General features: G+C 73.3%; 27 protein-coding genes. 21 read left to right on the forward strand and 6 right to left on the reverse strand.

Translation table 11 applies throughout. The features are described from left to right. Positions 1 to 24: 24 nt before the first annotated feature. The 14 genes from FHU40_RS12315 (at position 25) to FHU40_RS12380 (ending at position 14,031) form a co-directional block, all read left to right on the forward strand. Entirely contained in the window at positions 25 to 912 is an 888-nt protein-coding gene (locus tag FHU40_RS12315) for a branched-chain amino acid ABC transporter permease (RefSeq protein ID WP_183592623.1), read from the forward strand. Positions 913 to 931: 19 nt separating this feature from the next. Next, complete coding sequence (locus FHU40_RS12320; protein ID WP_183592624.1) at positions 932 to 1,855, forward strand: branched-chain amino acid ABC transporter permease; 924 nt, start codon at positions 932 to 934, stop codon at positions 1,853 to 1,855. Beyond that, positions 1,852 to 2,712 (forward strand): ABC transporter ATP-binding protein, encoded by an 861-nt coding sequence (locus tag FHU40_RS12325; RefSeq protein WP_183592625.1) that lies wholly within the window; start codon positions 1,852 to 1,854, stop codon positions 2,710 to 2,712. The genes FHU40_RS12320 and FHU40_RS12325 overlap by 4 nt, the downstream gene beginning before the upstream one ends. Then, the gene (locus tag FHU40_RS12330; protein WP_252275012.1) at positions 2,696 to 3,361 is read left to right on the forward strand and encodes an ABC transporter ATP-binding protein; all 666 of its coding nucleotides are present in this window, start codon (positions 2,696 to 2,698) and stop codon (positions 3,359 to 3,361) included. The genes FHU40_RS12325 and FHU40_RS12330 overlap by 17 nt, the downstream gene beginning before the upstream one ends. Before the next feature lie 49 nt (positions 3,362 to 3,410). Beyond that, entirely contained in the window at positions 3,411 to 4,334 is a 924-nt protein-coding gene (locus FHU40_RS12335) for an SDR family NAD(P)-dependent oxidoreductase (RefSeq protein ID WP_183592627.1), read from the forward strand. Between the two features lie 12 nt (positions 4,335 to 4,346). Next, on the forward strand, positions 4,347 to 5,306 hold the full coding sequence (locus FHU40_RS12340) for a nuclear transport factor 2 family protein (protein ID WP_183592628.1): 960 nt from the start codon (positions 4,347 to 4,349) through the stop codon (positions 5,304 to 5,306). An 88-nt stretch (positions 5,307 to 5,394) separates the two neighbouring features. Continuing rightward, on the forward strand, positions 5,395 to 6,564 hold the full coding sequence (locus tag FHU40_RS12345) for an acyl-CoA dehydrogenase family protein (protein ID WP_183592629.1): 1,170 nt from the start codon (positions 5,395 to 5,397) through the stop codon (positions 6,562 to 6,564). A 1-nt stretch (position 6,565) separates the two neighbouring features. Further along, positions 6,566 to 7,375 (forward strand): SDR family NAD(P)-dependent oxidoreductase, encoded by an 810-nt coding sequence (locus FHU40_RS12350; protein WP_183592630.1) that lies wholly within the window; start codon positions 6,566 to 6,568, stop codon positions 7,373 to 7,375. A 10-nt stretch (positions 7,376 to 7,385) separates the two neighbouring features. Beyond that, positions 7,386 to 8,567 (forward strand): thiolase C-terminal domain-containing protein, encoded by a 1,182-nt coding sequence (locus FHU40_RS28960; protein ID WP_183592631.1) that lies wholly within the window; start codon positions 7,386 to 7,388, stop codon positions 8,565 to 8,567. A 4-nt stretch (positions 8,568 to 8,571) separates the two neighbouring features. Further along, positions 8,572 to 9,540, forward strand: a complete 969-nt coding sequence (locus FHU40_RS12360; RefSeq protein ID WP_183592632.1) for an amidohydrolase family protein — start codon at positions 8,572 to 8,574, stop codon at positions 9,538 to 9,540. Then, positions 9,537 to 11,108 carry a class I adenylate-forming enzyme family protein gene (locus FHU40_RS12365; RefSeq protein ID WP_183592633.1) on the forward strand — a complete coding sequence of 524 codons (1,572 nt, stop codon included), beginning with the start codon at positions 9,537 to 9,539 and terminating at the stop codon, positions 11,106 to 11,108. Before FHU40_RS12360 ends, FHU40_RS12365 begins: the two co-directional genes overlap by 4 nt. Then, on the forward strand, positions 11,105 to 11,989 hold the full coding sequence (locus FHU40_RS12370; protein WP_183592634.1) for an LLM class F420-dependent oxidoreductase: 885 nt from the start codon (positions 11,105 to 11,107) through the stop codon (positions 11,987 to 11,989). The genes FHU40_RS12365 and FHU40_RS12370 overlap by 4 nt, the downstream gene beginning before the upstream one ends. A gap of 1 nt (position 11,990) precedes the next feature. After that, the gene (locus FHU40_RS12375) at positions 11,991 to 12,743 is read left to right on the forward strand and encodes an SDR family NAD(P)-dependent oxidoreductase (RefSeq protein ID WP_183592635.1); all 753 of its coding nucleotides are present in this window, start codon (positions 11,991 to 11,993) and stop codon (positions 12,741 to 12,743) included. 25 nt (positions 12,744 to 12,768) lie between these two features. Then, complete coding sequence (locus FHU40_RS12380; RefSeq protein WP_183592636.1) at positions 12,769 to 14,031, forward strand: PucR family transcriptional regulator; 1,263 nt, start codon at positions 12,769 to 12,771, stop codon at positions 14,029 to 14,031. Here FHU40_RS12380 and FHU40_RS12385 read toward each other — a convergent pair. Together FHU40_RS12385 and FHU40_RS12390 are read right to left on the reverse strand one after the other, a co-directional pair. Beyond that, positions 13,958 to 14,425 (reverse strand): PTS sugar transporter subunit IIA, encoded by a 468-nt coding sequence (locus tag FHU40_RS12385; protein ID WP_183592637.1) that lies wholly within the window; start codon positions 14,423 to 14,425, stop codon positions 13,958 to 13,960. The two genes, FHU40_RS12380 and FHU40_RS12385, sit on opposite strands and share 74 nt — an antisense overlap. 79 nt (positions 14,426 to 14,504) lie before the next feature. Beyond that, entirely contained in the window at positions 14,505 to 14,969 is a 465-nt protein-coding gene (locus tag FHU40_RS12390; protein WP_183592638.1) for a MarR family winged helix-turn-helix transcriptional regulator, read from the reverse strand. 149 nt (positions 14,970 to 15,118) lie between these two features. Here FHU40_RS12390 and FHU40_RS12395 point away from each other — a divergent pair, with 149 nt between their 5' ends. Beyond that, complete coding sequence (locus tag FHU40_RS12395) at positions 15,119 to 16,555, forward strand: MFS transporter (RefSeq protein WP_183592639.1); 1,437 nt, start codon at positions 15,119 to 15,121, stop codon at positions 16,553 to 16,555. Between the two features lie 14 nt (positions 16,556 to 16,569). On the opposite strand, the gene FHU40_RS12400 is transcribed toward FHU40_RS12395, so the two are convergent. Together FHU40_RS12400 and FHU40_RS12405 are read right to left on the reverse strand one after the other, a co-directional pair. Then, the gene (locus tag FHU40_RS12400) at positions 16,570 to 17,064 is read right to left on the reverse strand and encodes a nuclear transport factor 2 family protein (protein ID WP_183592640.1); all 495 of its coding nucleotides are present in this window, start codon (positions 17,062 to 17,064) and stop codon (positions 16,570 to 16,572) included. 41 nt (positions 17,065 to 17,105) lie between these two features. After that, positions 17,106 to 18,476 carry an amidase gene (locus FHU40_RS12405; protein ID WP_183592641.1) on the reverse strand — a complete coding sequence of 457 codons (1,371 nt, stop codon included), beginning with the start codon at positions 18,474 to 18,476 and terminating at the stop codon, positions 17,106 to 17,108. A 146-nt stretch (positions 18,477 to 18,622) separates the two neighbouring features. Between FHU40_RS12405 and FHU40_RS12410 the strand changes: the two genes are divergently transcribed. The 5 genes from FHU40_RS12410 (at position 18,623) to FHU40_RS27705 (ending at position 22,515) form a co-directional block, all read left to right on the forward strand. Next, positions 18,623 to 19,426, forward strand: a complete 804-nt coding sequence (locus tag FHU40_RS12410) for an IclR family transcriptional regulator (protein WP_183592642.1) — start codon at positions 18,623 to 18,625, stop codon at positions 19,424 to 19,426. A gap of 59 nt (positions 19,427 to 19,485) precedes the next feature. Continuing rightward, positions 19,486 to 20,928 carry an aldehyde dehydrogenase family protein gene (locus FHU40_RS12415; RefSeq protein WP_183592643.1) on the forward strand — a complete coding sequence of 481 codons (1,443 nt, stop codon included), beginning with the start codon at positions 19,486 to 19,488 and terminating at the stop codon, positions 20,926 to 20,928. A 485-nt stretch (positions 20,929 to 21,413) separates the two neighbouring features. Next, positions 21,414 to 21,584: a hypothetical protein gene (locus FHU40_RS12420; protein WP_183592644.1), complete on the forward strand. Its 171-nt coding sequence runs from the start codon at positions 21,414 to 21,416 to the stop codon at positions 21,582 to 21,584. Between the two features lie 68 nt (positions 21,585 to 21,652). Continuing rightward, positions 21,653 to 21,925 carry a DUF7218 family protein gene (locus tag FHU40_RS12425; RefSeq protein ID WP_183592645.1) on the forward strand — a complete coding sequence of 91 codons (273 nt, stop codon included), beginning with the start codon at positions 21,653 to 21,655 and terminating at the stop codon, positions 21,923 to 21,925. Between the two features lie 104 nt (positions 21,926 to 22,029). Then, positions 22,030 to 22,515, forward strand: coding sequence for a response regulator transcription factor (locus FHU40_RS27705; RefSeq protein ID WP_221199821.1), 486 nt, complete (start codon positions 22,030 to 22,032; stop codon positions 22,513 to 22,515). A gap of 37 nt (positions 22,516 to 22,552) precedes the next feature. On the opposite strand, the gene FHU40_RS12435 is transcribed toward FHU40_RS27705, so the two are convergent. Further along, on the reverse strand, positions 22,553 to 22,963 hold the full coding sequence (locus tag FHU40_RS12435; protein WP_183592646.1) for a DUF6314 family protein: 411 nt from the start codon (positions 22,961 to 22,963) through the stop codon (positions 22,553 to 22,555). Positions 22,964 to 22,972: 9 nt separating this feature from the next. Next, entirely contained in the window at positions 22,973 to 23,473 is a 501-nt protein-coding gene (locus tag FHU40_RS12440; RefSeq protein WP_183592647.1) for a thioesterase family protein, read from the reverse strand. A gap of 137 nt (positions 23,474 to 23,610) precedes the next feature. Between FHU40_RS12440 and FHU40_RS12445 the strand changes: the two genes are divergently transcribed. Continuing rightward, the gene (locus FHU40_RS12445) at positions 23,611 to 24,687 is read left to right on the forward strand and encodes an exonuclease/endonuclease/phosphatase family protein (protein ID WP_183592648.1); all 1,077 of its coding nucleotides are present in this window, start codon (positions 23,611 to 23,613) and stop codon (positions 24,685 to 24,687) included. Positions 24,688 to 24,704 lie beyond the last annotated feature (17 nt).

Consider the following 24,704-nt stretch of genomic DNA (forward strand, 5'->3'; position numbering starts at 1 on the left):
GCTCGTGGGGACGGAGGACCGAACGTGCAACTGCTTGCCCAGCAGCTCGTCAATGGGATCGCGCTCGGGTCGATCTATGCCCTGTTCGCGATCGGATTCTCGCTGATCCTGGCGAAGATGGGCATCCTCAACGTGGCGCACGGGACGTTCGCCACGTGGGGTGCGCTGTCGTCGTACTGGCTGGTGTCCGAGCACGGCATGAACTTCTGGCTCGCGCTGGTGGCCGGCGTCGCGTTCGCCGGTCTGCTCGGCGTGCTGTCGGACCTGCTGGCGTTCGAGCCGCTACGGCGGCGCAACGCCGGGGTGTTCGCCCCGATCATCGCGAGCATCGGGATCTGGATCGTCCTGCTCACCCTCGCCGAGGCCTTCAGTGGCCCGGCGGCCACGAGCTACCCCACGGAGTCGGTGCCGACCGAGCCGATCCGGCTCTTCGGCCTGCTGATGCTCCCGGCCCAGGTGATCAGCGTCATCACGCTGGTGCTCGTGGTGACGGCGATCCATGTGCTGCTCACCCACACCCGGTTCGGTGCCGCGGTGCGGGCCGTGGCGGTCGACCCGCGCTCGGCCACCATCGTCGGCGTCAACGCGCGGCGCACCCTCGTCACGGTCGCCTTCCTCGCGGCGGCGATCGCCGGCCTGGCGGGCATCCTCGCCGCGCTGTCCGACAACAACGTCTCGTCCAGTCTCGGTGAAGCGCTCCTCCTGAAGGGCTTCGCCGCGGTCGTCGTCGGTGGCTACGGCGACATCCGCGGCGCCGCGCTCGTCGGTGTCGCCATCGGCGTGCTCGAGGTGCTGAGCGCCCAGTACATCTCCTCGGGCTTCCGCGACGCCATCACGTTCGGTGTCCTGCTGCTGGTCCTCGTCGTCCGGCCCCAGGGCCTGTTCGGCGAGCGACAGCTCGTCAGGGCTTGACCCCCGGAGAGGAAACCTCGTGAGCACAACGGCCTGGCTGACGACCCTGCAGTTCGCAGGGGTCAACGCCTTGTTCGCCCTCGCCATCTACGCCTCGCTCTGGACCGGAGTGCTGAGCCTCGCGCCGATCTTCTTCGGTGCCGTCAGCGCGTTCACGTTCGGCTACCTGGCCGGAGTCACGGGTCTCTCGCCCGTGCTCTGCCTGATCATCGGCGTCGCCCTCGGTGCCGGCCTCGGTGCCGTCACCGCCGGCCTGCTGGTCCGGCTCGAGAGTCACTACCTGGCCATGGCGACGATCGCGATGGTGCTGATCGGGCGGGTGGTCATCCTCAACCTGCCCGAGTACACCGGCGGCGCCACCGGCACGCTCGTCCCCGGAGACCTGGGGACCTGGGCGTGGCTGATCGGCACGCTCGTGGTGGCGGGCTACGTGATGTCGCGCCTCGCCGGGTCGCGCTTCGGGCTGGCGGCCGACGCCGTCCGCGAGGACCCGGCGGTGGCCCAGACGCTGGCGATCTCGCCGCGCCGGATCCAGTTCGTGGGCTTCATGCTGTCGGGAGCGCTCGGCGGTGCCGCCGGCGTCTTCCAGGCGAGCTTCCTGCAGTACATCGGCCCCGACACCTTCTACACCCACCTCGGCTTCGTCAGCCTGGCGGCGGTCGTGCTTGGCGGCGCGTTCTACTGGCTCGGCCCGATCGTCGGAGCCGTCGTGTTCACGATCCTCCCCGAGCTGCTGCGCGAGCCGATGGGCGAGTACGACCGGGTCGTCACGGGCGTGTTGCTCGTGCTGATCATCATCTACATGCCGCGCGGACTCGTCGACGTACGCCGGCTCCGGCTGCTCAAGGCGCGATGGTGGCGCTCGCGAGCGAGCTCGCCGTCGGACGACGGGCCCGAGCCCACCGACGTGGCCGGGCCGGCGCGAGCCGAGGCGGCCTCATGACCCAGCTGCTCCCCGACCGCGACACCGTCGAGCCGGGCACCGAGCTGGCGGTCGACATCGTCGGGCTGACCAAGGCATTCGGTGGTCTGCGGGCCGTCGACGACGTCACCATCCGGGTCCCGCGCGGCCGCATCCACGGCATCCTCGGCCCGAACGGCGCCGGCAAGACCACCGTGCTCAACATGGTCAGCGGGTTCATCCAGGCCGACGCCGGTCGCATCGAGGTGTTCGGTGCGGACGTCACCCGGATGCAGCCCTTCCGGATCGCCCGGCAGGGTGTGGGCCGGACCTACCAGAACATCCGGTTGTTCCCGGGTCTGACCGTGCTCGAGACCGTCGTGGCCGGCGCCTACATGCAGCGCAGCTCGACGATCGCCGGGGCGATCCTGTTCAGTCCCGGCGAGCGCCGGGAGCGCCGCGAGATGCGCGAGCGGGCCACCGAGCTGCTGGACAAGGTCGGCGTCCGGGCGGGCTCGTCCGCGCTCGCCGAGACCCTGTCGTACGGCGACCAGCGCCGGGTCGAGATCGCCCGCGCCCTGGCGACGAACCCGCGGGTGCTGCTGCTCGACGAGCCGACCGCGGGCATGAACGACGCGGAGTCGGAGGAGGTCGGCCGCCTGCTGCTCGACCTCCGGGACCTCGGGCTGACCCTCATCCTCATCGAGCACAACATGCGGCTGGTCGAGGAGTTCTGCGAGTCGGTCTCGGTGATGAACTCCGGCGCGCTGCTGGCCGAAGGCGCACCCACGTGGTGCCTGGAACAGGACGACGTGAAGGAGGCCTACTTTGGGAAACGATCCGATGCTGCGCGTATCGCGACTCTCCGCCGCGCACGGCGCGGTGAAAGCGGTACGTGACGTCGACATCGAGGTCGCGCAGGGCACCCTGGTCGCCCTGATCGGCTCGAACGGCGCCGGCAAGACGACGACGCTCAACAGCATCGCCGGGCTGCACAAGCCGTCCGGCGGGTCGGTCCACGTCGGCGGTCGCGACATCACCGGCTGGTCCTGCCACAAGGTGGTCCGGTCGGGCGTCGCGCTGGTCGCGGAGGGCCGGCGGATCGCCCCGCCGCTGACCGTCGAGGAGAACCTCGAGCTCGCGGCGTACAGCGGCCGCAGCACCAAGGCCCAGCAGCGTGAGGAGCTGGCCCGGGTGTTCGACCTCTTTCCGAGGCTGGCCGAGCGGCGCAACCAGCTGGCGGCGTCGATGAGCGGCGGCGAGCAGCAGATGCTGGCCTTCGGCCGGGCGCTGATGACCCGCCCCGACGTCCTGCTCCTCGACGAGCCGTCGATGGGCCTGGCGCCGTCGATCGTCGACGTGCTGTTCGAGACCATCGAGACCCTGCACCTGGCCGGCGCCACGATCCTGCTCGTCGAGCAGAACGCCGAGCTCGCGCTCGCGGTCAGCGACCGCGTCTACGTGATGCAGCGGGGCCAGATCGTCTCCGACGGGACCGCGGAGGCAGTCCGCGGCCGGCCGGAGGTCATGTCCGCTCTCTTCGGCTGACCACGCGTCGGCCGACCACGATCGACCACGAGAAGGAGCTTCCAACACGATGAGCGAGATCAGGCTGGACGGACGGGTGGCCGTCGTGACCGGTGCCGGACGCGGGCTCGGACGGGCGCACGCGCTGCTGCTCGGCGCGCGAGGCGCGGCCGTGGTGGTGAACGACGTCGGCGGGTCGCTCGACGGCGGCGGCGCCGAGGCCACCCCGGCGGAGCAGGTGGTCGAGGAGATCCGCGCCGCCGGCGGCACCGCGATCGTCGACACGACCGACGTGCGCACGCTCGACGGCGCGACCGAGATCGTCCGGCTCGCGACCGAGACCTTCGGCCGCCTCGACATCCTGGTCAACAACGCGGGCATCCTGCGGGACCGGACGATGGCCAAGCTGACCCGCGAGGACGTCGACGCCGTGCTCGACGTCCACCTGCACGGGACGCTGTGGATGACCAAGGCCGCCTGGCCGGTGATGGTCGAGCAGGGATACGGCCGGATCGTGAACACGACGTCCGCGGCCGGCATCTTCGGCAACTTCGGCCAGACCAACTACGCCGCGGCCAAGGCCGGCATCTGGGGTGCGACCAAGACGCTCGCCCTGGAGGGCGCCCGGCACGGGATCCAGGTCAACGCGATCGAGCCCGGTGCTCGCACCCGGATGACCGAGGACCTGCTCGGCGACCTCGCCGACCAGCTCGACCCCGTCCTGGTGGCGCCGCTGGTGGCGTGGCTGGCGGCGGAGGAGTGCCCGACGACGGGCGAGGTCTACAACGTCGGCGGTGGCCGGGTCGCCCGGGTCGTGGTGGCGCAGACCCCCGGCCTGTTCGCGCGCGACCTCTCCCCCGAGAGCCTGCGCGACGGCTGGGACGAGATCAACGACCCGGCCCGGGCCGAGGTGATGACGTCGTTCCAGCAGGAGCTGGCGGTGCTGGTGCAGATGCTCTCGGACGGCGACCGGGCGGGCGCGGACGCGAGCTGACCGGAGCCAGTCATGACGACGACGCTCGACGCGGCCCTCGGCCTGATGGCCGAGCTCGACCGCAACGACGCGGCCGGCGTACGGCGCTGGTTCGCGCCCGACGGGACGTGGTGGGTCGACACCGGGACCGATCGCGCGGCCGGAGACCCGGACGTCGATCCCGGACCGGACCGGCCGTGGCCGCTGCACGGCCTGATGCCGGCGCAGGAGAAGTGCGATCTGCTGGCGTCGGTCCCCGAGCGCTTCCCCGGCGGCGTACGCCAGCTGGTCCGCCGCTCCTTCGCGGGTCGCGATGTCGCGGTGCTCGAGGTGGAGGGGGACGGGCTGTTCCTGGGGGAGCGGCCCTACCGGAACCGCTACTGCTTCGTGATGTCGGTCGCCGACGGGCTGGTGACCGGCCTGCGGGAGTACCTCGACACGGCGCACAGTGCTGCGGTCTTCGACGGCCGCAACCTCGACCGCCGGTCGGTCGCGCCGCCGCCCGACCGTGACGTGCTGCGCGACCTCGGCCCGTCGAGCCATCCCGCGGAGCGGCTGGCGGCGGAGTTCCTGGCCAGCCTGGAGGCCGCCGACGGCGACCGCCTCCTCGCGGTGTGCACGCCGGAGGCCACCTGGTGGGCCGACGGCGGCCGGCTGCGCACGGCGGGCCCCGAGGCGCCGGCCGACCCCGACGCCGACCTCGTGGTCGTCGGGCGGGTGCCGGTGACGGCGCGGGCGCCGCGGATCGGCGGACTGCGCACGACCTTCCCGGACGGCCTCGCGCTGCGGGCGTACCGCGTGGTCGTCGACGACGCGTACGACGAGAGCGGCCTGGTCGCCGTCGAGGTGCGAGGCCAGGGCGGGCACCGCGACGGCGGCACCTACCAGAACCGCTATGTCTTCGTGCTCCGTGCCGAGGGCGGCCGGCTCGCCGAGATCCGCGAGTACTGCGACACCCGGCACGCCTTCGACGTCTACGGCATCGACCGCTGATGGCGGCCGGGCCGATCCATCGCAAGCAAGTGCTTGATAAGAATCAAGCACTTGCTTTACTCTCAGTGAGTGCAACAGGAGGTGGCAGGTGCGTGAGCTGCGCGATCCGGACCACGAGCTGATCGCCAAGGCGATCCGGGCTCGGGTCTCGGAGTTCGACGACGACTACTGGTCGGCGTGCGACCGGGAGCACCGGTTCCCCTGGGAGTTCTTCGACGCGATGGCGAAGGACGGCTGGGTCGGCGTCGCGATCCCGGAGCAGTACGGCGGCGGTGGGCGCGGGGTGACCGAGGCCGCGATCCTGCTCCGCGAGGTGGCCGCCTCCGGTGCGGCGATGAACGGCTGTACCGCGCTGCACATGAACGTCTTCGGCCTGCAGCCGGTGATCAAGTACGGCAACGAGCGGCTCAAGGAGACCTTCCTCCCGGCGGCCGCGGCGGGCGACCTGCACGTCGCGTTCGCGGTGACCGAGCCCGACGCCGGCACGGACACCTCGAAGATCAAGACCCGCGCGGTCCGCGACGGCGACGGGTGGCGGATCAGCGGTCAGAAGATCTGGACCAGCAAGGCGCTCGAGTCCTCGGTGGCGCTGATGCTGGCCCGGACGGCGCCCGCGCCCGACGACGAGGCCCGCCGGTTCGAGGGGCTCAGCCTCTTCCTGATCGACCTCGACCCCGAGCACGTCGACATCCGGCCGATCCCCAAGACCGGGCGCAACGCGGTCGCGACGTGCGAGACCTTCTACGACGACCTGCCGGTCGAGGGCTGGCGGCTCGTCGGCGAGGAGGGCAAGGGCTTCAAGCACATCCTCGCCGGGCTCAACGCCGAGCGCATCCTGATCGCGGCCGAGGCCACGGGGATCGGGTACGCCGCGCTGCGGCGGGCCACGGAGTACGCCAAGGTGCGGCGGGTCTTCGACCGCCCGATCGGCAGCAACCAGGCGCTCAGCCACCCGCTCGCCGACTCCCACGCCCGGCTGGAGGCGGCCTGGGAGATGACGCTGATCGCGGCGGGGCGTTGCGACGCCGGCCTGTCCTGCGGGGCCGAGGCGAACATCGCGAAGTACCTCGCCGCGGACGCCGGCTACGACGCCGCCGACCGGGCGATGCAGACCCACGGCGGACTCGGGTACGCGCTCGAGTACCACGTGGAGCGCTACTGGCGGGAGGCCCGCGTGATGCGGCTGGCGCCGATCAGCCAGGAGATGTCGCTCAACTTCATCGCCCAGCAGGTGCTGGGCCTGCCGAGGAGCTACTGACATGGACGGCAAGCGGCTGGAGGGCCGGGTGGCGTACGTGCTCGGCGGCGGCAGCGACGGCCCGGCGCGCCCAGGTGAGGCGCTGCCGATGGGCAACGGACGGGCGATCGCGCTGCGCCTGGCGGCCGAGGGCGCGCTCGTCGTGGTGGGTGACAAGGACCTCGGACGGGCCCAGGCGACCGTCGACCACCTCGACGGGGCCGGGCTCGCGGTCGAGGTGGACGCGGCCGACCCGGAGTCGTGTGTCGCGGCCGTCCGCGCCGCGGTCGAGTTCGGCGACCGGCTCGACGTGGTCGTGTGCAACGTGGGCGTCTCCGGCCGCGAGCCGGTCAAGGTGCAGTCGCTCGACGACTGGGAGCTCGCCTCGGACGTCAACGTGCGCTCGCACTGGCTGACGGCCCAGGCCGCGCTGGTGCCGATGCTCGAGCAGGGGCGCGGGTGCTTCGCGTTCGTCGGCTCGACCGCCGGCGTGTTCAGCAGCCGCCGGTCGCTGTCCTACGAGGCCACCAAGGCCGCGCAGCTGGCCGTGATGCGTCACGTCGCCGTCCGGTACGCCGACCGGGGGATCCGCTCCAACGCCGTCGTGCTCGGCAACATCGACTCCGCCCTGGTGCGGCGCGAGTTCGGCGACGGCAACGGCGACGCCCGGGCGGCGGTCGTGCCGATGCGCCGAGAGGGTCGCCCCGAGGAGGCCGCCGGTGCCGTGGCCTTCCTGGTGAGCGACGACGCCGGCTACGTGACCGGCCAGAGCCTGCTGGTCGACGGCGGCGTGAGCGCCGCCTGGCCGATCCCACCGATCGTTTCGCAGTGAGGAGCTGTTCGTGAGCAAGGTCGTCGTCAGCGGTGTCGGGATGAGCCCGTTCGGGAAGTTCCTCGACACCTCGATGAAGGAGCTCGGCCGGGTCGCGGTCGACGCCGCGCTGGCCGATGCGGGCATCGGCGTCCGCGACGTGCAGGCGATGTTCTTCTCCAACGCCCTGGCCGGGCTGATCACCGGTCAGGAGTGCATCCGCGGCGAGGTTGTGGGCTACCCGCTCGGACTGGCCGGCATCCCGATCCACAACGTCGAGAACGCCTGCGCCTCGGGTGGCAACGCCCTGCACCTCGCCTGGATGGCGGTGGCGTCGGGCATGTACGACACCGTCCTCGCCCTCGGCGTCGAGAAGGCCAACCACGAGGACCGCCAGCGCACGTTCAGCGCGTACGCCGCCGGCATGGACGTCGAGGCCGGCTTCGCCACCGGCGACGGAGCCGGCCAGGAGCGCAGCCCGTTCGTCGACCGCCAGGCCCGACTGGCCGGGATGCTCTTCGACGAGCGCGGCGTGACGATGGAGGGTCTGGCCCGGATCGCCTCCCGGTCGTTGGAGAGCGCACGCCTCAACCCCTTCGCCCACCGCCGGTTCGGTGCCTCCGTCGAGGACGTCCTGGCCTCGCGCGTCGTGGTCGAGCCGCTGACGGTGCTGATGAGCTCCCCGGTCAGCGACGGCGGGGCCGCCGTGGTCGTCACCAGCCGCCCCGAGGCCGTCGCCTCGCCGCGCGCGGTCGAGATCCTCGCTTCGCGGATGGCGACCCGGCCGCCCCAGGACCAGCCGGACGCGCCGAACGCCGTCGAGGCCTCGGCGCACGCGGCGTTCGAGCAGGCCGGGCTCGGGCCGGAGGACATGGACCTCGCCGAGGTGCACGACGCGTCGGTGGCCTACGAGCTGATGGCGTGGACCGACGTCGGCCTGTGCCGGCCCGGCGACGAGCAGAAGTGGGCGATGGAGGGCGTCACCGAGGCCGACGGCGCGATGCCCGTCAACCGCTCCGGAGGTCTGGTCGGTCGTGGCCACGCCCTCGGCGCCAGCGGGCTCGCCCAGATCCACGACGTGGTGCAGCAGCTGCGCGGCGAGGCCGGCGAGCTCCAGCTGCTCGATCCGCGGCGGGCCGTCGTGCAGATCGGTGGCGGGGTCGTCGACTGGCTGACCGCCGCGTCGAGCGTGCACGTGCTGGCGAGGGGCTGACCGGGTGTCGGACCTCGTCATCGACGCGCACCTGCACGTCTGGGACGCCTCCTGGCTCCCGGAGGGGCTGCGCCTCGCCTGGGCGCGGCAGGGCGCGGGCCGGCGGCTGCCCGAGCGCGACCCGCAGGAGATCCTCGCCCACGTCTCCCGCGGCCAGAGCGACCCCGAGGCCCGGCTGACGATAGCGGCCTTCGACCGGGCCGGCGTCAAGGCGGGCGTGGTGCCGGTCGTCGACTGGACCGTCGTGGGGGCCCCGGCCGGCGAGCACCTGCCGATCGCGAGCCTGAACGCCCGGTACGAGCAGCTCTGCGACGAGCACGAGGGCCGGCTCTACTTCGCGGCGGGCCTCGACCCGCGGCACGCGGACGCCCGCGCGCTCTTCGAGGCCGCGGTCGCCCATCCGCACTGCCGCGGCGTCAAGCTCTACCCGGCCGCGGGCTGGGACCTGCGCGACCCCGACCACGCCTGGCTGTTCGAGGCGCTCCGCGAGCGCGACCTGCCGGTCGTCGTGCACTGCAGCCCGCTCGGCGGCGACCCCCTCCAGACGATCCGCAGCCGCCCCGCCGAGATCGGCGCGCTGCTGGCGGCGTACCCCACGCTGCGGGTCTCCTTCGCGCACGCCGGCATCGAGGCGTGGTGGGCGGAGGCGCTCGACTGCGCGACCGGCTGGCAGCACGCCTACCTGGAGCTGTCCCTGTGGCAGCGGCTGGCGCAGCGGGACTACCCGGAGTTCCGGCGCCGGGTGCGCCTGATGAAGGAGCAGATCGGGGCGCATCGTCTGGTCTTCGGCTCCGACATCATCCGGGGTCCCCGGGAGGACCCCGAGGGCGACGAGTTGGTGCGGTGGATCAGCATGGTGCGAGACCTCGCGGCGCCGTACGACGGCGACGCGCCGGTCCTCTCGGCCGAGGAGCTCGGGCTCCTCCTTGCTGGCAACGCAGTTCGGTTGTTCGACCTCAAGGAGCACTCATGACCGACTCGCTCGGAGCACTGTTCGCCAACGCCGGTCGCCGGTTCCACGGGAACGTCGCGATCGTCTCGCAGGGCCGTCAGCGGACCTTCGGCGAGGTGGTGGACCGCGGGTGGCGGCTCGCCCATGCACTCCGCGACCGTGGGGTCCGCCCCGGCCAGTCCGTGGCCGCGATGCTCGGCAACCGGGTCGAGTCCCTGGAGGTGTACGTCGGCCTCGCCCTGGGCGGCTTCACCGCGGTCCACGTCAACGACCGGCTCACCGCCGCCGAGGTCGACTACGTGCTGTCGGACTCCGGTGCGGTGGCGCTCGTGCACACCGACGGCGCGTCGCCGGTCGCGGCCGCGCTCACGACCACCGCGGCGCTCGCCGCGTGGCTCGCGATCGACGACGCGCCGCCCGCCGGCGCCGAGTCGTTCGACGCCGCCCTCGGCGCCGCGGCCGCCGACCCGATCGAGGCCGACGTCCGGCCCGAGGACATCGCGCTCGTCGGCTACACGAGCGGGACCACCGGTTTCCCCAAGGGCGTCCTGGTCAGCCACCGGGCGGTCACGAACTGCATCAAGCTCGTGCCCTACGCCTACCGCTTCCCGCTCCAGGGCCACGCGGCGTTCCCCGGCGGCTGGTCCTTCGTCTCCGGCCTGTGGGGCGTGATCTTCCCGCACTTCTACACCGGCGGGACCGTCTCGTTCATCCCCGGCGCGACCCCCGACGAGTGGGGCCGGCACATGGTCGAGAACCGCTCGACGTTCACGCTCGGGCTCACTCCGCTCATCCCCGGCCTGATGGAGGCCCTGCGCCTGCACCCCGGGGCGCTCGACACGCTGCAGTCGGTGCTGCACTCCGGTGGACCACTGCCGCCCGAGCTCGCCTCGGACCTGGTCGAGCTCATCGACGACCGGCTGGTGGAGACCTACGGCATGACCGAGGTCGTCGGTCCGATCACGATCACCAACCGGAGCGACTGGCGCGGCCTCGGTGGTGCGCGGGACATCTTCGCCTCGGTGGGCCGGCCGCTGCCGACCTCGACGATGCGAGTAGCGAACCCGGACGGGGAGACGGTTCCGGACGGCGAGGTCGGCGAGCTCGTGATCGAGGCCGACACGATGTTCTCCGGCTACCACAACCAGCCGGAGAAGACCGCGGCCGCGCTCCGCGGCGACGAGTACTTCACCGGCGACCTCGGCTTCCGCGACGAGGCCGGCTACTTCTACCTGACCGGCCGTGCCCAGGACCTCATCATCAGCGGCGGCGCCAACGTCTATCCGGCCGAGGTCGAGCGGGTCCTGGTGCAGATGGACGAGATCGTCGACGCCTCCGTCTTCGGCCTGCCCGACGAGCGGTGGGGCGAGGCGGTCTCCGCCGCCGTGGTGCTGCGGACCGGCGCCGAGGTGAGCGCGGACGACGTCCGCGCCTTCGCCCGCACCCAGCTGGCCGGCTACAAGAAGCCGGTGCACGTCTTCTTCCTCGCCGAGCTGCCCCGCAACTCCGGCATGAAGGTGATGAAGCACGTGCTCAAGGAGCAGCTGGCCGGTGCGGTCGGCACGGACACGACAGAGGTGATGGCATGAAGCTGGGCATCAGTGAGCTCTTCCCGGGCGCCGGACCGCGCGACGGCCGGTGGTCGATGGACGCCGCGCAGCTGATCGAGGAGATCGGCTACCACTCCGTGTGGCTCCCCGAGCACGTCGTCTTCTTCCCCAGCTACCGCTCCCAGTACCCCTACGAGTCCGGCGGCGCCCAGGAGGTGCACCGGATGCTCGGCGTGCACGACCCGCTGGTGCTCGCCTCGGCCATCGCGGCCACGACGACGACCCTGCGGATCGGGACCTACGTCTTCGTGGTGCCGCAGCGCAACCCGATCGTCACCGCCCGCCAGGTCGCCAGCGTCGACCAGCTCAGCGGGGGCCGCTTCGAGTTCGGCGTCGGCGTCGGCTGGTCCGAGGAGGAGTACACCGCGCTCGACGTGCCCTTCGAGCGGCGTGGCGAGCGCATGAACGAGTACCTCGCGGCGATCCGCGAGCTGTGGGCCGAGGAGGAGCTGACGTCGTTCTCCGGCGAGTTCGTCGAGTTCGAGCCGCTCTACTGCTTCCCGAAGCCGGCCCAGCCGCGGCTGCCGATCATCGTCGGCGGCAACAGCCGCGCCACCCTCGAGCGGATCGTGAAGTACGGCGACGGGTGGGCCGGGTACAGCCGCACCCACGAGGACATCGAGGTCTTCACCGAGAAGCTCTCGGTCGCCATGGAGGCAGCCGGTCGCGACATGTCCGAGCTCTCGCTCAAGGTCGGCCGGCGCAGCAAGGGCACCACGGAGAAGGACTGGGAGGACGACCGCGCCTACATCGAGGAGGCCTTCCGCCTCGGCATCGACGAGGTCGTGGTCTCGCCCCGGATCGGCGACGACGACTACGAGAAGAAGATGCGCCGCTACGCCGAGATCGTCGGCCTCTGACATGGACCTGCAGCTGGACGGCCGGGTGGCCCTGGTGACCGGCGCGAGCGCCGGTATCGGCCGGGCGACCGCCCGGGCGCTCGCCGACGAGGGTGCGCACGTCCTGCTCGTCGCCCGGCGCCGCACCCAGCTCGAGGAGCTGGCCGACGAGATCGCGGGGTCGGGCCGGGCACGCCCGGACGTCCTGGAGGCGGACCTCGTTGCGGCGGAGAGTGCCGACCGGGTCGCCGCCGCGGTGGCCGAGCGCCACGGTCGGCTCGACGTCCTGGTCAACGCCGCCGGTGCGGCGGAACAGGCGGGCGACGTGCTGACCGAGGAGCTCTGGTACCGGCAGTTCGAGCTGAACTTCCACGCCAAGCGTCGGCTCACCCAGGCGGTGCTCCCGATGCTGGAGGCGAGCGGCCAGGGCCGAGTGGTCAACTTCGTCGGGCTCCTGGAGCCCGCCGTCGTGTCCGCGGCCCAGGCCGCCGTCGCCGCCTGCATCCTGTGGTCGAAGGCGCTGGCGCGCACGGTCGCGGCGGCCGGGGTGACGGTCAACTGCGTGGCGCCGGGGCGCGTCGACAGTGAGCAGGTCCAGCGCGCCTTCCCGACCGCGGAGGGCCGCGAGGAGTTCATCCGCCGGCGGATCCCCGCCGGCCGGTTCGGGACCCCCGAGGAGGCCGCGGCCCTGGTGGCCTTCCTGGCGTCCGGACCCGCGTCGTACGTCACCGGCGACACCGTCAGCGTCGACGGCGGCATGCACTGGTCGATCTAGTGGTCGCCAGCCGGAGCTGAGCGAGATGGCACGGCGCGCCGCCGACCACGGCCTGCGGCTCCCGGCGGGAGCGATCGGGGCCATGCGCGCCCAGCTGCCGCACGTCTCCGAGCGGGTCATGAGCGCCGTGATCAGCGAGGTCCCGAGCTACACGAACGCCTTCGACAGCCGGATGGCCGAGACGATCCGCAACGCCGTGGAGCTCGCGCTCGGCGGGTTCCTGTCGCTCGCGAGCGGCCGGCGGAGCACGGATCCGGGAGCGCCGGGAGCGACTGCGGCCACCGGCTCCTACCAGCTCGGCCGGGGCGAGGCGCGGAGCGGCCGGTCCACCGAGGCGCTGCTGGCGGCGTTCCGGATCGGTGCCCGGGTCGCCTGGCGCGAGCTGTCGACGGCGGCGGTGGCCAACCGGGTCGAGCCCGCCGTCCTCGTCGACTTCGCCGAGCTCGTGTTCGCCTACATCGACGAGCTCTCGGCCGCCGCCGTCGCCGGGCACGCGGACGAGCGCGCCACGCTGGGCCGGATCCGGCGGCGGCGCATGGAGCGGCTCGGTCGTGAGCTGCTCCTCGGCACCGGCGAGCAGGTGGTCGGAGCCGCCGCCGAGGAGGCCGGCTGGGCGATCCCGACGACCCTGACCGCCGTGCTGGTGCCCGAGGCGCACGCCCGGTCGGTGCTGGGCCTGCTGCCCGGCGGCACCCTGCAGCTGGACGAGGCCGCCGAGCTCGCCGACGGTACGACGCTGCTGCTCGTCCCCGACATGCACGACCGCCGGCGCGCGGTGCTGCTCCGCGCGCTCGGCGGCCACGACGCGACGGCCGGGCAGGCTGTGGCCTGGCTCGACGTACGCCGGTCCTACGAGCGCGCGTCGCGCGCCCGGCGACTCGGCCTCGGGCCGGACACCGACCTCCACCTCACCGAGCTGGTGCTGACCTCGGACGCCCGGGCCCGCGAGGACCTCCGGGTCCGGGTGCTCGCGCCGCTCGCCGAGGTCCGGCCGGCCACCGCGGAGAAGCTGGTCGAGACGCTGCGGGCCTGGCTCCGTCACCAGGGACGACGCGAGGGTGTCGCGGCGGAGCTGGTCGTCCATCCGCAGACCGTCCGGTACCGGATGGCCCAGCTGCGCGACCTCTACGGCGACCGCCTGGACGACCCCGACGAGGTGCTCGCGATGACCGTCGCGCTGGGGATGCCCGTGCGGCCGGTGCCGGGCGGTCGGGTCAGTGCTGCGCGACCGCCGAGCCGACCAGGTCGGCCAGCGCCCCGGGCGTCTCCGCCTCGGCCAGGTCGGTGACGAACGCCGGCAGCACGCACGCGGTCGCGAGCCTCTGCAGCAGCTCGAGGTAGCCGGGGGAGTCGTCGCCCGGCGCCGCGATCAGCAGCACCAGCCGGACCGGGTCGGAGTCGGAGGCGAACGAGACCGGATCGGGCAGGCGGCCGGCCGCCACCGACGGCGCGGTCACGGCATGGCTGCGGGCGTGCGGCATCGCGATGCCGCCCGGCAGCACCGTCGAGCCGAGTGCCTCCCGGGCCAGCACCGCCTCGACGAAGACGTCGAGGTCGCTGACCCGCCCGGCGTCCTCGAGGCGAGAGGCCAGCGAGTGGATGACCGCTGCGCTGTCGGAGCCGATCTCCTGGTCGAGGGTGGCGAGCTCCGGCGCGGTGACCGGCGGGGGCGTGGCATCCATGACGCCCCGACCCTACGGTGCGCCGCGGGGTGCCCGGCAAGCCGCCGGTCCTCGTGGTGGGACGGCCACGGGGCCGGGGTCAGTCCCGGCGACGCCGCGGCGGCCGCCGCTCGTACGCGTCGTTGAACGCGCGCAGTCCGCTGATCAGCTCGCGCGCGGACGTCGCGCCCATCTCGGCGAGCACCGAGCGGAGCAGGTCGGCGTGCACGGCGGAGTCGTGCTCGTAGGACCTCCGACCCGCCGGCGTACGGCGCACCGGCTTGCTCGGGCTGTCCGGCACCGAGAACCGCTCCAGCAGCCCCGCGCGCACGGCGGCGTTGACCTGACGGTTGATCGTCGAGAGCTCGAGGTCGAGCTCCTCGGCCAGCTCGCGCAGCGTGCGCGGGCGCTCGTCGGCCAGCACCCAGAGCAGCTTGAACGCCGAGGTGTCGAGCTCGGTGCCCTCGATGCCGGCGTGCCGGCGCTTGCTGAAGCGCAGCAGCTCGTCGGCGAGGTCGTCGAGCAGCGATGCCTGCGCCCGGTCGGGGGCGGCCTTCCCGGCCATGGTCCTCCTTGCGTGTCCTGCGGATCAGGCGTGCCTGTGCTCCGCGGGGCCTCTACGTGATGGATGGTACCGCCGATGTGCAGAGTACATATGTATGATGCACATCGGCTCCGGACCCGGAGCCGCGCCGCAGCACGGACGGAGGGCGAGTGACGGACACGATCAAGACGACCGCGACTGCGGAGGAGGTCGAGCCGCTGGTCGACCAGGGACGACGCGCGGCGGCACTGACCGTCGTCGTCCTCTGCTTCAGTGGCATGAGCGTCGCCCTCATGCAGACGCTGGTCATCCCGATCCAGCCCGACCTGCCGGGCCTGCTGCACACCACCCCGGCCAACGCGTCATGGGTGGTGACCGCGACCCTGCTCGGCGGCGCGGTCGCGATGCCGATCGCCGGCCGCCTCGCCGACCTCTTCGGCAAGCAGCGGGTGCTGGTCGGCAGCTCGGTGCTGCTGTTCGCCGGCTCGCTGATCTGCGCGCTCTCCTCCAGCCTCGCGCCGGTGCTCGCCGGCCGGACCCTGCAGGGCCTGGCGATGGGGTTCATTCCGGTGGGCATCAGCCTGATGCGCGAGGTGGTGCCGCCCGCGATGGCGACGACCGCCGTCGCGGCGATGAGCGCGACGCTCGGCGTCGGCGGCGCGATCGGCCTGCCGCTGTCCGCCTGGATCGCCGAGAGCGGCGACTGGCACGGGCTCTTCTGGGTGGCGACCGGCCTGGCGCTGGTCGTCGGCCTCGGCACCTGGCTCCTGGTCCCGCACGTCCACGACGCCCACGAGGGCAGCTTCGACGTCGGCGGCGCGATCGGCCTCGCCGTCGGCCTGGTCGCCACGCTGGTCGGCGTCTCGAAGGGCAACGACTGGGGCTGGACCTCGGGCCGCACCGTCGGCTGCATCGCGGCGGGCGTGGTCGTGCTGCTGGTCTGGGGCTGGTACGAGCTGCGTCGCCGCGACCCGCTCTGCGACCTGCGGGTGACCGCTCGCCGTCCCGTGCTGCTCACCAACATCGCCGCGATCGTGATCGGCTTCGGGATGATGGCCCAGGCGATCGTCTTCCCGCAGCTGCTGCAGCTGCCGGAGTCCACGGGCTACGGGCTCGAGCAGTCGATCCTCGCCGCCGGACTCTGGATGGCGCCGGGCGGCCTGATGATGCTGGCGCTCGCGCCCGTCTCGAGCTGGATCATGCGCACCTTCGGCGCCAAGTACGCGCTCGCGCTGGGAGCCTTCGTGCTCGGCGGGGGTTACCTGCTGTCGTTCTTCCTGATGGACGCGCCCTGGGAGATCCTGGTCGCGTCCGTCGTCTGCTCCGCGGGTGTCGGCATCGGGTACGCCGCGATGCCGACGCTCGTCATGGACGCCGTCCCGATGAACGAGGCCGCCTCGGCGGTCGGCATCAACGCCCTGATGCGCTCGGTCGGCACCACGATCGCCGCGGCCGTCATGGCCGCCGTGCTCACCGGGCTGACGATCAGCGGCACCGGGCTGCCGTCCGAGGACGCCTTCAAGGTCTGCTTCCTGGTCGCCACCGCGGCCGCGGTCCTCGGCGGCGTGCTGGCGCTGACCATCCCGAGGAGCGAGCGGAGCGCCTGAGCGGCGCGTGGGCGTCAGCCGCCGAAGGCCGCCATCCAGGCCTCGGCGGCAGGCGTCATCCGGTCGTGCTCCCGGGCCGCCCGGCACCATTGCTGCGTGGCCCGCAGGAACGTCGCGGGGTTGTAGACGTCCTCCTCGCCCGACCACAGGCCGTCGCCGGCGTAGGTCAGGATCGTGAGGTTGCTGGCGCCGTGCGGCTGCCCGTCCCCGGGATCGTGCATCTCGTTGTAGACCTCGCAGACGATCCGGCTGCGCTCCTCGTCGACGACGTACCACGCGATCGGGAAGTGCGGCATCGCGCTGCCGGGGAAGGCCGACATGGTGCGGGTGATCCAGCGCCGGATCTCCTCGCGGCCGGTGAAGTCGCCGTACGCGTGCTCGCGGTACGTCGCGTCCTCGGTGAACAGGTCGGCGAACCGGGCCCAGTCGCCGCTGCCGGCGATCCGGTCGACCTCGTCCTGGTAGTCCTGGAAGGCGGTCTCGAGCTCCGCGCGGGAGAACTGCGTCATGCCGGGACTGTAGGCGGCCGCGACCGAAATAGGAACACGTTCTAGTCGAGTGCTCCGGCCTCGATCGCGGCGGCGACCGCGAGCGCTCGGCGGTCGGCGCCCGGGCCGGCGACGACCTGGACGCCGACCGGCAGGCCGTCGACCGTGCCGGCCGGGATGCTCACCACCGGCAGGCCGGCGGCGTTGAACGGGCTGGTGAGCCGGGTGAGCGCGATCTCGACCGGCTGGTGCTCGCCGCCGACGGCCACCGTCGTCGCGCCGATGGGCGGGGCCGGCACCGCGACGGTCGGCAGCACCAGCACGTCGTGGTCGGCGAACAGGCCGAACAGCTGCGCGCTGGTGCGGGCGATGGTCGCCTCGGCGGCGGCCAGCTCGCGCGGCGTCGGCGCCGGCAGTGCCAGCAGCTCGGCCAGGTCCGCGCCGAAGAGGTCCGGCCGCTCGGCGTACGTCGGTCGGTGGCGGGCGCCCGCCTCGGCGAGGATCCGGGTGAGCAGCGCCTCGGCCGCGCCGGCCTCGCCGGCGACCTCGCGATCGCCCACCCGCAGGCCCGCGTCCACGGCCCGGCGGCGGGTCTCGGCGTACGCCGCGGCGACGCCGGCGTCGAGCGGGTGCGTCGGCCAGCCGGTGAGGAACGCGACGTCCAGACCGCGGACGTCGAGCTCCGGGTCGTCCTCCGGCGCGAGCGCCTCGGTGCGGGCGTCGGCCGGGTCGGGGCCCGCGATGGCGGCCACGATCGCGGCGGCGTCCTCGACCGTGCGGGCCAGGGCGCCGACGTGGTCGAGGGACGGCGCGAGCGGCATCACCCCGGCGAGGCTGACCCGGCCCCGGCCGGGCTTGTAGCCGACGCAGCCGCTCAGCGCGGCCGGGATCCGGACGCTGCCGGCGGTGTCGGTGCCGATCGCGCCCAGGCAGCTGCCGACCGCCACCGCGGCGGCCGACCCGCCGGACGAGCCGCCCGGGATGTGGTCGCGGCGATGCGGGTTGTGGGTCGGCCCGAGGCGGGCGCTGTCCGTCCGCCCGCCCCAGGCCAGCTCGTGGGTGGCGTGCTTGCCGAGTACGACCGCGCCGGCCGCCCGCAGCCGGGCCACGGCGGTCGCGTCGCGGTCCGGGACGTGGTCGAGCCAGCGCGGTGAGCCGTACGTCGTGCGCAGGCCCGCGGTGTCGACGATGTCCTTCACCCCGAGCGGCACGCCGTGCAGTGCCCCGAGCGGGGCGCCGGCGGCCACGGCCGCGTCGGCCGCGCGCGCCGCCGCCCGGGCGCCGTCGGCGTCGACGGTGGTCCAGGCGTGCACCGCCGGCTCGGTCTCCTCGATGCGGGCGAGGAAGTGCTCGGTGAGCTCGGTCGAGGTGCGCTCGCCGGTGCGGATCGCGTGTGCCGCGCCGACCAGGGTGAGTGCGTCGAGGTCGGTCATGCGGGGGACTCCTCCGTGAGTGCGGGTCGGCGGGTGCGCGGGATCGTGGGCGGCGGATGCCTGAGCCGCAGATGCTCCGGGGCGCCGGGTGCCCCGTCAAACGGGTGTTCCATGACAGCGAACCCGGTTCCAGTACTGTCCCGGGCATGGTCGCGAGGGTCGCCGAGCCGGCGGGGGCGAGCGCCGCGGGGCTGGAGCGCGGGCTGTCCGTGCTGACCGCCCTTGCGGAGCACCGGCGCCCGCTCGGGCTGGTCGAGATCGCCCGCGCCACCGAGCTGAGCAAGAGCACCTGCCACCGCTACGTCGCCAGCCTCGTCGCGCTCGGCTACCTCGAGCAGGACCCCGAGACCCGCAAGTACGAGCTCGGTCCCGCGGCGATCGGTCTCGGCGTCGCGGCGGTGAGCTCGCTCGAGCTCACGAAGGTGGCCGGCCGCGCCCTCCAGACGCTCGCCGACGAGACCAACCACACCGTCAGCATGGCCATCCTCGACGGTGCCGACATCGTGTACGTCGACCGCCGGCGGCCCACCCGCGCGGGGTTCCGGATCGAGCTGAACGTGCAGGTCGGCACGCGGCTGCCGGCGTACTGCACGTCGATGGGCAAGGCGCTCCTCGCCTACCGCGACCCCGCCGCGGTGCGGGCCGCGGTCGACCGGATCGACCTGGCCCGCCGGGGCCCGAAGACGATCACCGCCCGCGAGCAGCTCACCGCCGAGCTGGCCGAGGTACGCCGCACCGGGCTCGCCGTCAACGACGAGGAGCTGGCCTCCGGCCTGCGCTCGCTGGCGGTGCCGGTGCGCGATCACGGCGGCACGGTGGTGGCGGCCGTGGGGATCGCGGTGCACCTGAGCGCCTGGAACGCGACCGTCGAGGCGGTCGTGGCCCGCCTGCAGACCCCGCTGCGGCGCACGGCGCAGGAGATCTCCCAGCGGATGGGGTACCTCGGGTGAGCGTTCCGGATTGCGGGACGCGGGGCCGTCCATCGGAACCACCGGCGGCGGTCAAGCACGTGCGCCAGCTCATCGGCGGGGAGTGGATCGACTCCCGCAACGGGCGCGTCTTCGACAGCGTCAGCCCGTGGTCGGGCGAGGTCGTCGCCACCGTCGCGGCCGGTGACCAGGACGACACCCGGGCGGCCATCGAGGCCGCCCAGCAGGCGTTCGGCCCGTGGTCGGAGTCGTTGCCGCACGAGCGGCAGGGCATCTTCCTGAGGGCGGCCGACGAGCTCGAGCGCCGCGGGGACGAGGTCATCGCCCTGCTCGCCCACGAGACCGGCTGCACCCGGCACTTCGCCGACATCCAGCTCGAGTTCGCCCTCTCGCTGCTGCGCCAGTCCGCCGCGCTGCCGTACGCGTCCCAGGGCCAGCTGCTGCCCTCGGACCTGCCCGGGACCCGGGCCATGGCCGTACGCCGGCCGGTCGGGGTGGTGGGCGCGATCGCACCCTGGAACGCCGCGCTGACGCTCTCCTCGCGCGCCGTCGCCGGGCCGATCGCGCTGGGCAACACCGTGGTCCTCAAGCCGTCGGAGCACGCCCCCGCCTGCGGGGCGCTGCTGGCCGAGGTCTTCGTGGCGGCCGGGCTGCCCCCGGGCGTCCTCAACCTGGTCACCCATGGGCCGGGTGAGGCGGCGTTCGTCGGCGAGGAGCTGATCGCCAACCCGCTGGTGCGCCGGATCAACTTCACCGGGTCCACCACGACCGGCCGGCGCCTGGCCGAGGCCGCCGGCCGGCACCTGAAGCGGATGCTGCTGCAGCTCGGCGGCCACAACCCGCTGATCGTGCTCGACGGGGTCGACCTCGACTACGCGGTCGACGCCGCCGTCTTCGGCTCGTTCGTGCATCAAGGGCAGGTGTGCATGTGCGCGCGCCGGATCTACGTCGAGCGCCCCATCGCCGAGGAGTTCTCCGAGCGCTTCGCCGCCCGGGCCGCCAGCCTGCCGGTCGGCGACCCCGCCGACCCGGAGACGGTGATCGGCCCGGTGATCAGCCGCTGGGCGCTGTCCACCATCGCCCGCCGGGTCGAGGAGGCCGTCGCGCACGGCGCCCGGGTGCTCGCGGGAGGCGAGGCGCGACCACCGTGCTACCCGGCGACCGTGCTCGTCGACGTGCCGCCCGACGTCGAGCTGGCCTTCGACGAGACCTTCGGGCCGGTCGTGGTCATCGACGCGGTCGAGGACCGCGACGAGGCGGTGCGCCGGGCGAACGCCTCCGCCTTCGGCATGAACGCCGCGGTGCTCGCCGCCGACGCGGCCCAGGGCATGGAGGTCGCCCGGCGACTCGACGCCGGCATCGTGCACGTCAACGACCAGACGGTCAACGACGAGCCGCAGATGCCCTTCGGCGGCACCAAGGACAGCGGGTGGGGCAGCTTCGGCGTCGGCTTCGCCGTCGACGAGTTCACCGAGCTGCAGTGGGTGACGACGCGCGACGCCCCGCGCCCGTTCCCATTCTGACCCGATCCGCCGCGGTGGGTCGTGACACGGGCGGTGGCGGTGGTTGAGCCTCGAGCCCCGTCCCTCCCAGGTGTCCCGGGTTTCGGCGGTCAGCAGCCGAAACCCGCACGACCCGCCGTGCCGGCCCGGCGTGTCGTGCGGGTCTCGGCTGCCAGGTGGGAGGCGGGGTGCTGGTGTGACCCCTGAACCGGCCCCGGCGCGACCCAACGGGATCGATGGAGTGGCCGCGTCAGCGGCGGCGCGGGCGGCACCCGGGGCCTACCAACACCCGGGCACGTCAACACCCTGGGGCACATCAACACCCCGGGCACACCTGACCCGCGCCTGCGTCAGGAGCCCGCCACCCCCGCCGCCGGGCGACGTCGGCGAGGCTCCCAGTCGACTCCCAGCGGACCTCAAGGGGCCAGGGGCACGGTGGATCAGTCGGAACCCCGACGCACCGATCCGGGCCCGCCACCGCGGACCCGGCAACCCAGGAGGACCTCATGATCGACACCACCCTGGTCGCTCTCGGCTACGCCTTCCTCGCTGTCGCCGCGGTCGCGATCGTCGCCGCCGTCGCCGGGCTCGTCATCGCCGTCCGCGAGCTCCGTGCCGCCCCCGCTCCGGCCGAGACGCCCGCCGTCCCGCCATGCGAGTTCACCCGGGCGGCGTGAGTGCCGGCCCGCATGCCGCGGGCGACCGCGGGTACGGAGACGGTCCGACCGCAACGGAGGTGATCGCGATGCCCGGTGGCGAGAAGCCCGGCCCCAGCGTCAAGGACGACGAGCTGTACGAGAAGCTCCGCGGCGAGGGCAACAGCAAGCAGAAGTCCGCCGCGATCGCGAACGCCGCCGCCAACTCCTCTCGACAGGAGGTCGGCAAGCGGGGCGGACGCTCCCCGTCGTACGACGAGTGGACGGTCGACGACCTCCGCGGTCGCGCCGCGGAGCTGGACATCGACGGCCGCTCGTCGATGACCAAGGCCGAGCTGATCCGCGCCCTGCGCGACCACTGACGGCGCCGCGACGGGCGCGAGAGACCTGTCTCACCTGCACTTTCACCCCTTCGGGTGGTGAGTCCGGGTGGCTCGGACGGGCCTTGTCCCGAAAGGATTCGGGCATGCCCGGGCGTCCCCTCCGGCTGGCGATCGCCAGCCCCGACCAGACCGTCGAGGAGGGACTGCGGACGATGCTGACCGCACGCTCCGACCGGGTCGTGGTGGTCGCGAGCGGGGAGGCCGACGTGGTCCTCCACGACGCGGACCACCCGGGAGCCGAGGACATCGACGAACTGTTGCGGCGCACCGGCGCGGTCGGCTGGGTGCCGCTGCGGGGCGGGGTGGACCAGATCCTGGCGATGGTCGAGGCCGCGGCCGGGGTCGGGCGGTCCGAGCACGGACACGTCGGGCTCAGCGACCGCGAGAAGCAGGTGCTCGCGCTGATCGCCCAGGGCCTGACCAACCAGGAGATCGCCGACCGGGTCTTCGTCAGCATCAACTCCGTGAAGACCTACATCCGCTCGGCGTACCGCAAGATCGGCGTCGGCAGCCGTAGTCAGGCCGTCGCCTGGGGGTTGCGCAACGGCGTGATCCCGCCCTCCGAGTGACCGGCCCCGGCGGCGGGCGTCGTACGACGAGACGCGGTCAGCGCCGTCGGTCGTGCACGGTGACCATCCGGTAGTCCTTCTGCGGTCCCGTGGCGTCCCAGGTGACCGTCCACGCCTCGACCGGGTCGCCGGTCACCTCGACCAGGCCCCGGTAGTGGTCGGGCGCGCACGCGTGGTCGACCCGGGCGCCGACCGTCCAGGGATGGAAGACGCGCCCGTCGGCGAACCGCACGATCCAGCCGCCGTCCTCGAGGTCGGCGTACAGCGTCCGCTCGACCGGCACCTCGTGCCCGGGCCAGCTCATCGTGCCCGCCTCGACCCACCGGATCCGGTGTGGTGACTCGGCCGTCAGTGTGAGGGTCCCGGTGACGTCGCGGCGCTCACCCGTGCTCCGGTCGTGGACCACGCGGGTCAGCGACCAGGTGCCGAGGAGCGCCGCCAGGTCCACCGGCCGGGGTCAGCGCAGGGCCATCGAGCCCGACAGGGCGGGCTGCCAGGGCAGCGCGGCCTCGGCGGCGATCCGCTTGTCGAGCGCGGCCGCGACGTCCTCGGGCCACTCGGCGGTGCGCCGGCTCGCCATGTCGATGTGCAGGAAGATCTCCTCCATCGCGTAGCTGAGCCGCTGGTGGGTGTCGTCGAGCAGGTAGACGACCGCGTGGGCGGCGCGGGCCGAGCGGCCGACGAGCCGCACCCGGGCCGAGATCCGGTCGCCGGTGCGCAGCTCGGACAGGTAGGTCATGTGGTGCTCCGCGGTGAACACGCCCTGCCCGGCCACGGTCGGCCAGTTCTGCGGGATGCCCACGTCGACCAGCGACTCGTCGAGGCCCTCGCTCGCGATGCCGACGTAGTGCCGGATGTTGAGGTGGCCGTTGATGTCCTCGAACGCCGCCGGCACGGCCTGGGCGGTGTAGGAGGGCAGGGCGGCGAGCTGGTCGTACGTCGGATGCGCGGTGGTCACCCCTGGGACGCTACTGGCTCGCGTGCCCGCGCCGGACAGCGGCCCCCGGGCCGGACATCGGCGTGGCCTCCGGGGCGGGAGGGGCTCTCGGGGCTAGCGTGATCGACGTCGATCGACCGAGCCGGAGGGGAAGCCGCGTGGTCCGACGGGTCCGTCGCGGGCGCCGTGACGACGTACGGCGACGGCGTGCCGCCTGGGCGGGCCCGCCGCCGCTGCTGCTGCTCGTCACCGTGCTGGGCGTGCTGGTCGCGCCGGCGGTCGCCGACGACCGGCCGACCGATCCGCCGGCCGACCCGTCGGCAGTTCATGTCGACCCACCGACGAGCGCCGCCGCCACGCCCCGCTCGATCGAGCCGCGCCTGGTCCGCCGGGTCGAGACGTCGAGTCGCGGCGGACGGGCCGCGACCGGAGCCGACGTGGCACCGCTCCAGCCGGCCGTCGACATCGGCGTCGCCAGCATGAACATGCTCCGGCTGCTCACCCCCGAGCAGGCGCGCGCCGACGCGCGCCGGCTCACCGCCGACCCGGCCGTCGACGTCGTCGGCTGGCAGGAGGCCCAGCACTTCCGCTCCGTGCTGCGCTCGCTGCCGGGCTGGCGCACGGCGACCTTCGAGCGCCGCGGCGACATCTCCGAGCTGGCGGTCTCGTGGCGGGCCGACAGGTTCCGGCTGGTGCGCTCGAAGCTCGTCTACGGCATCCCCGGCGTCCGCCCCGACGAGGGGCGCTACCCCTTCGCCGGCCGCCGGATCGCGATCGTCACCCTCGAGCACCGCGAGAGCGGGCGGCGGCTCACCGTGCTCGACGCCCACCTGCCGACGATGATCGAGGACGAGGGGGTGCCCGGCCGCTGGGCCGCCACCCTGAACGCCTCGCGGGCCCGCCAGCACCTCGCGCGGATCGCCCGGGCCTGGAGCCGGGTCGGCAGCCGGTGGGTGGTCGGCACCGGCGACCTCAACTTCGACGCCCGCGCCGATGCTCGGCAGCGCTCGCCCGGCGGCCCGATCCGGATGCTCGGCCGGGTCGCGATCTCGTCGTACCAGGCACTCGGCGCGCGGACGCCTCCGACGTACCCCGAGCTCCAGCGGCGCATCGACTACGTCTGGGTCGACCGGGCCGCGCGGCGCGAGGGGCGGATGGAGTTCCTGCGGCACTGGGTGCTGCCGGACTTCAACAGCGACCACCGGCCGATCGTGGTCCGGCTGCGGCTGACCTGAGCCTCGAGGCTGAGCCG

Origin of the sequence: Nocardioides soli (assembly GCF_014191495.1) — a bacterium.
Classification (GTDB): Bacteria; Actinomycetota; Actinomycetes; order Propionibacteriales; family Nocardioidaceae; genus Nocardioides; species Nocardioides soli.

What these genes read in the sequence shown, in the direction of transcription:
- FHU40_RS12325 (WP_183592625.1), top strand. Translation starts at nt 1,852, where the DNA reads ATGACCCAGCTGCTCCCCGACCGCGACACCGTCGAGCCGGGCACCGAG.
- FHU40_RS12335 (WP_183592627.1), top strand. Translation starts at nt 3,411, where the DNA reads ATGAGCGAGATCAGGCTGGACGGACGGGTGGCCGTCGTGACCGGTGCC.
- FHU40_RS12340 (WP_183592628.1), top strand. Translation starts at nt 4,347, where the DNA reads ATGACGACGACGCTCGACGCGGCCCTCGGCCTGATGGCCGAGCTCGAC.
- FHU40_RS12350 (WP_183592630.1), top strand. Translation starts at nt 6,566, where the DNA reads ATGGACGGCAAGCGGCTGGAGGGCCGGGTGGCGTACGTGCTCGGCGGC.
- FHU40_RS12365 (WP_183592633.1), top strand. Translation starts at nt 9,537, where the DNA reads ATGACCGACTCGCTCGGAGCACTGTTCGCCAACGCCGGTCGCCGGTTC.
- FHU40_RS12370 (WP_183592634.1), top strand. Translation starts at nt 11,105, where the DNA reads ATGAAGCTGGGCATCAGTGAGCTCTTCCCGGGCGCCGGACCGCGCGAC.
- FHU40_RS12375 (WP_183592635.1), top strand. Translation starts at nt 11,991, where the DNA reads ATGGACCTGCAGCTGGACGGCCGGGTGGCCCTGGTGACCGGCGCGAGC.
- FHU40_RS12380 (WP_183592636.1), top strand. Translation starts at nt 12,769, where the DNA reads ATGGCACGGCGCGCCGCCGACCACGGCCTGCGGCTCCCGGCGGGAGCG.
- FHU40_RS12385 (WP_183592637.1), bottom strand. Translation starts at nt 14,425, where the DNA reads ATGGATGCCACGCCCCCGCCGGTCACCGCGCCGGAGCTCGCCACCCTC.
- FHU40_RS12390 (WP_183592638.1), bottom strand. Translation starts at nt 14,969, where the DNA reads ATGGCCGGGAAGGCCGCCCCCGACCGGGCGCAGGCATCGCTGCTCGAC.
- FHU40_RS12400 (WP_183592640.1), bottom strand. Translation starts at nt 17,064, where the DNA reads ATGACGCAGTTCTCCCGCGCGGAGCTCGAGACCGCCTTCCAGGACTAC.
- FHU40_RS12405 (WP_183592641.1), bottom strand. Translation starts at nt 18,476, where the DNA reads ATGACCGACCTCGACGCACTCACCCTGGTCGGCGCGGCACACGCGATC.
- FHU40_RS12410 (WP_183592642.1), top strand. Translation starts at nt 18,623, where the DNA reads ATGGTCGCGAGGGTCGCCGAGCCGGCGGGGGCGAGCGCCGCGGGGCTG.
- FHU40_RS12420 (WP_183592644.1), top strand. Translation starts at nt 21,414, where the DNA reads ATGATCGACACCACCCTGGTCGCTCTCGGCTACGCCTTCCTCGCTGTC.
- FHU40_RS12425 (WP_183592645.1), top strand. Translation starts at nt 21,653, where the DNA reads ATGCCCGGTGGCGAGAAGCCCGGCCCCAGCGTCAAGGACGACGAGCTG.
- FHU40_RS27705 (WP_221199821.1), top strand. Translation starts at nt 22,030, where the DNA reads ATGCCCGGGCGTCCCCTCCGGCTGGCGATCGCCAGCCCCGACCAGACC.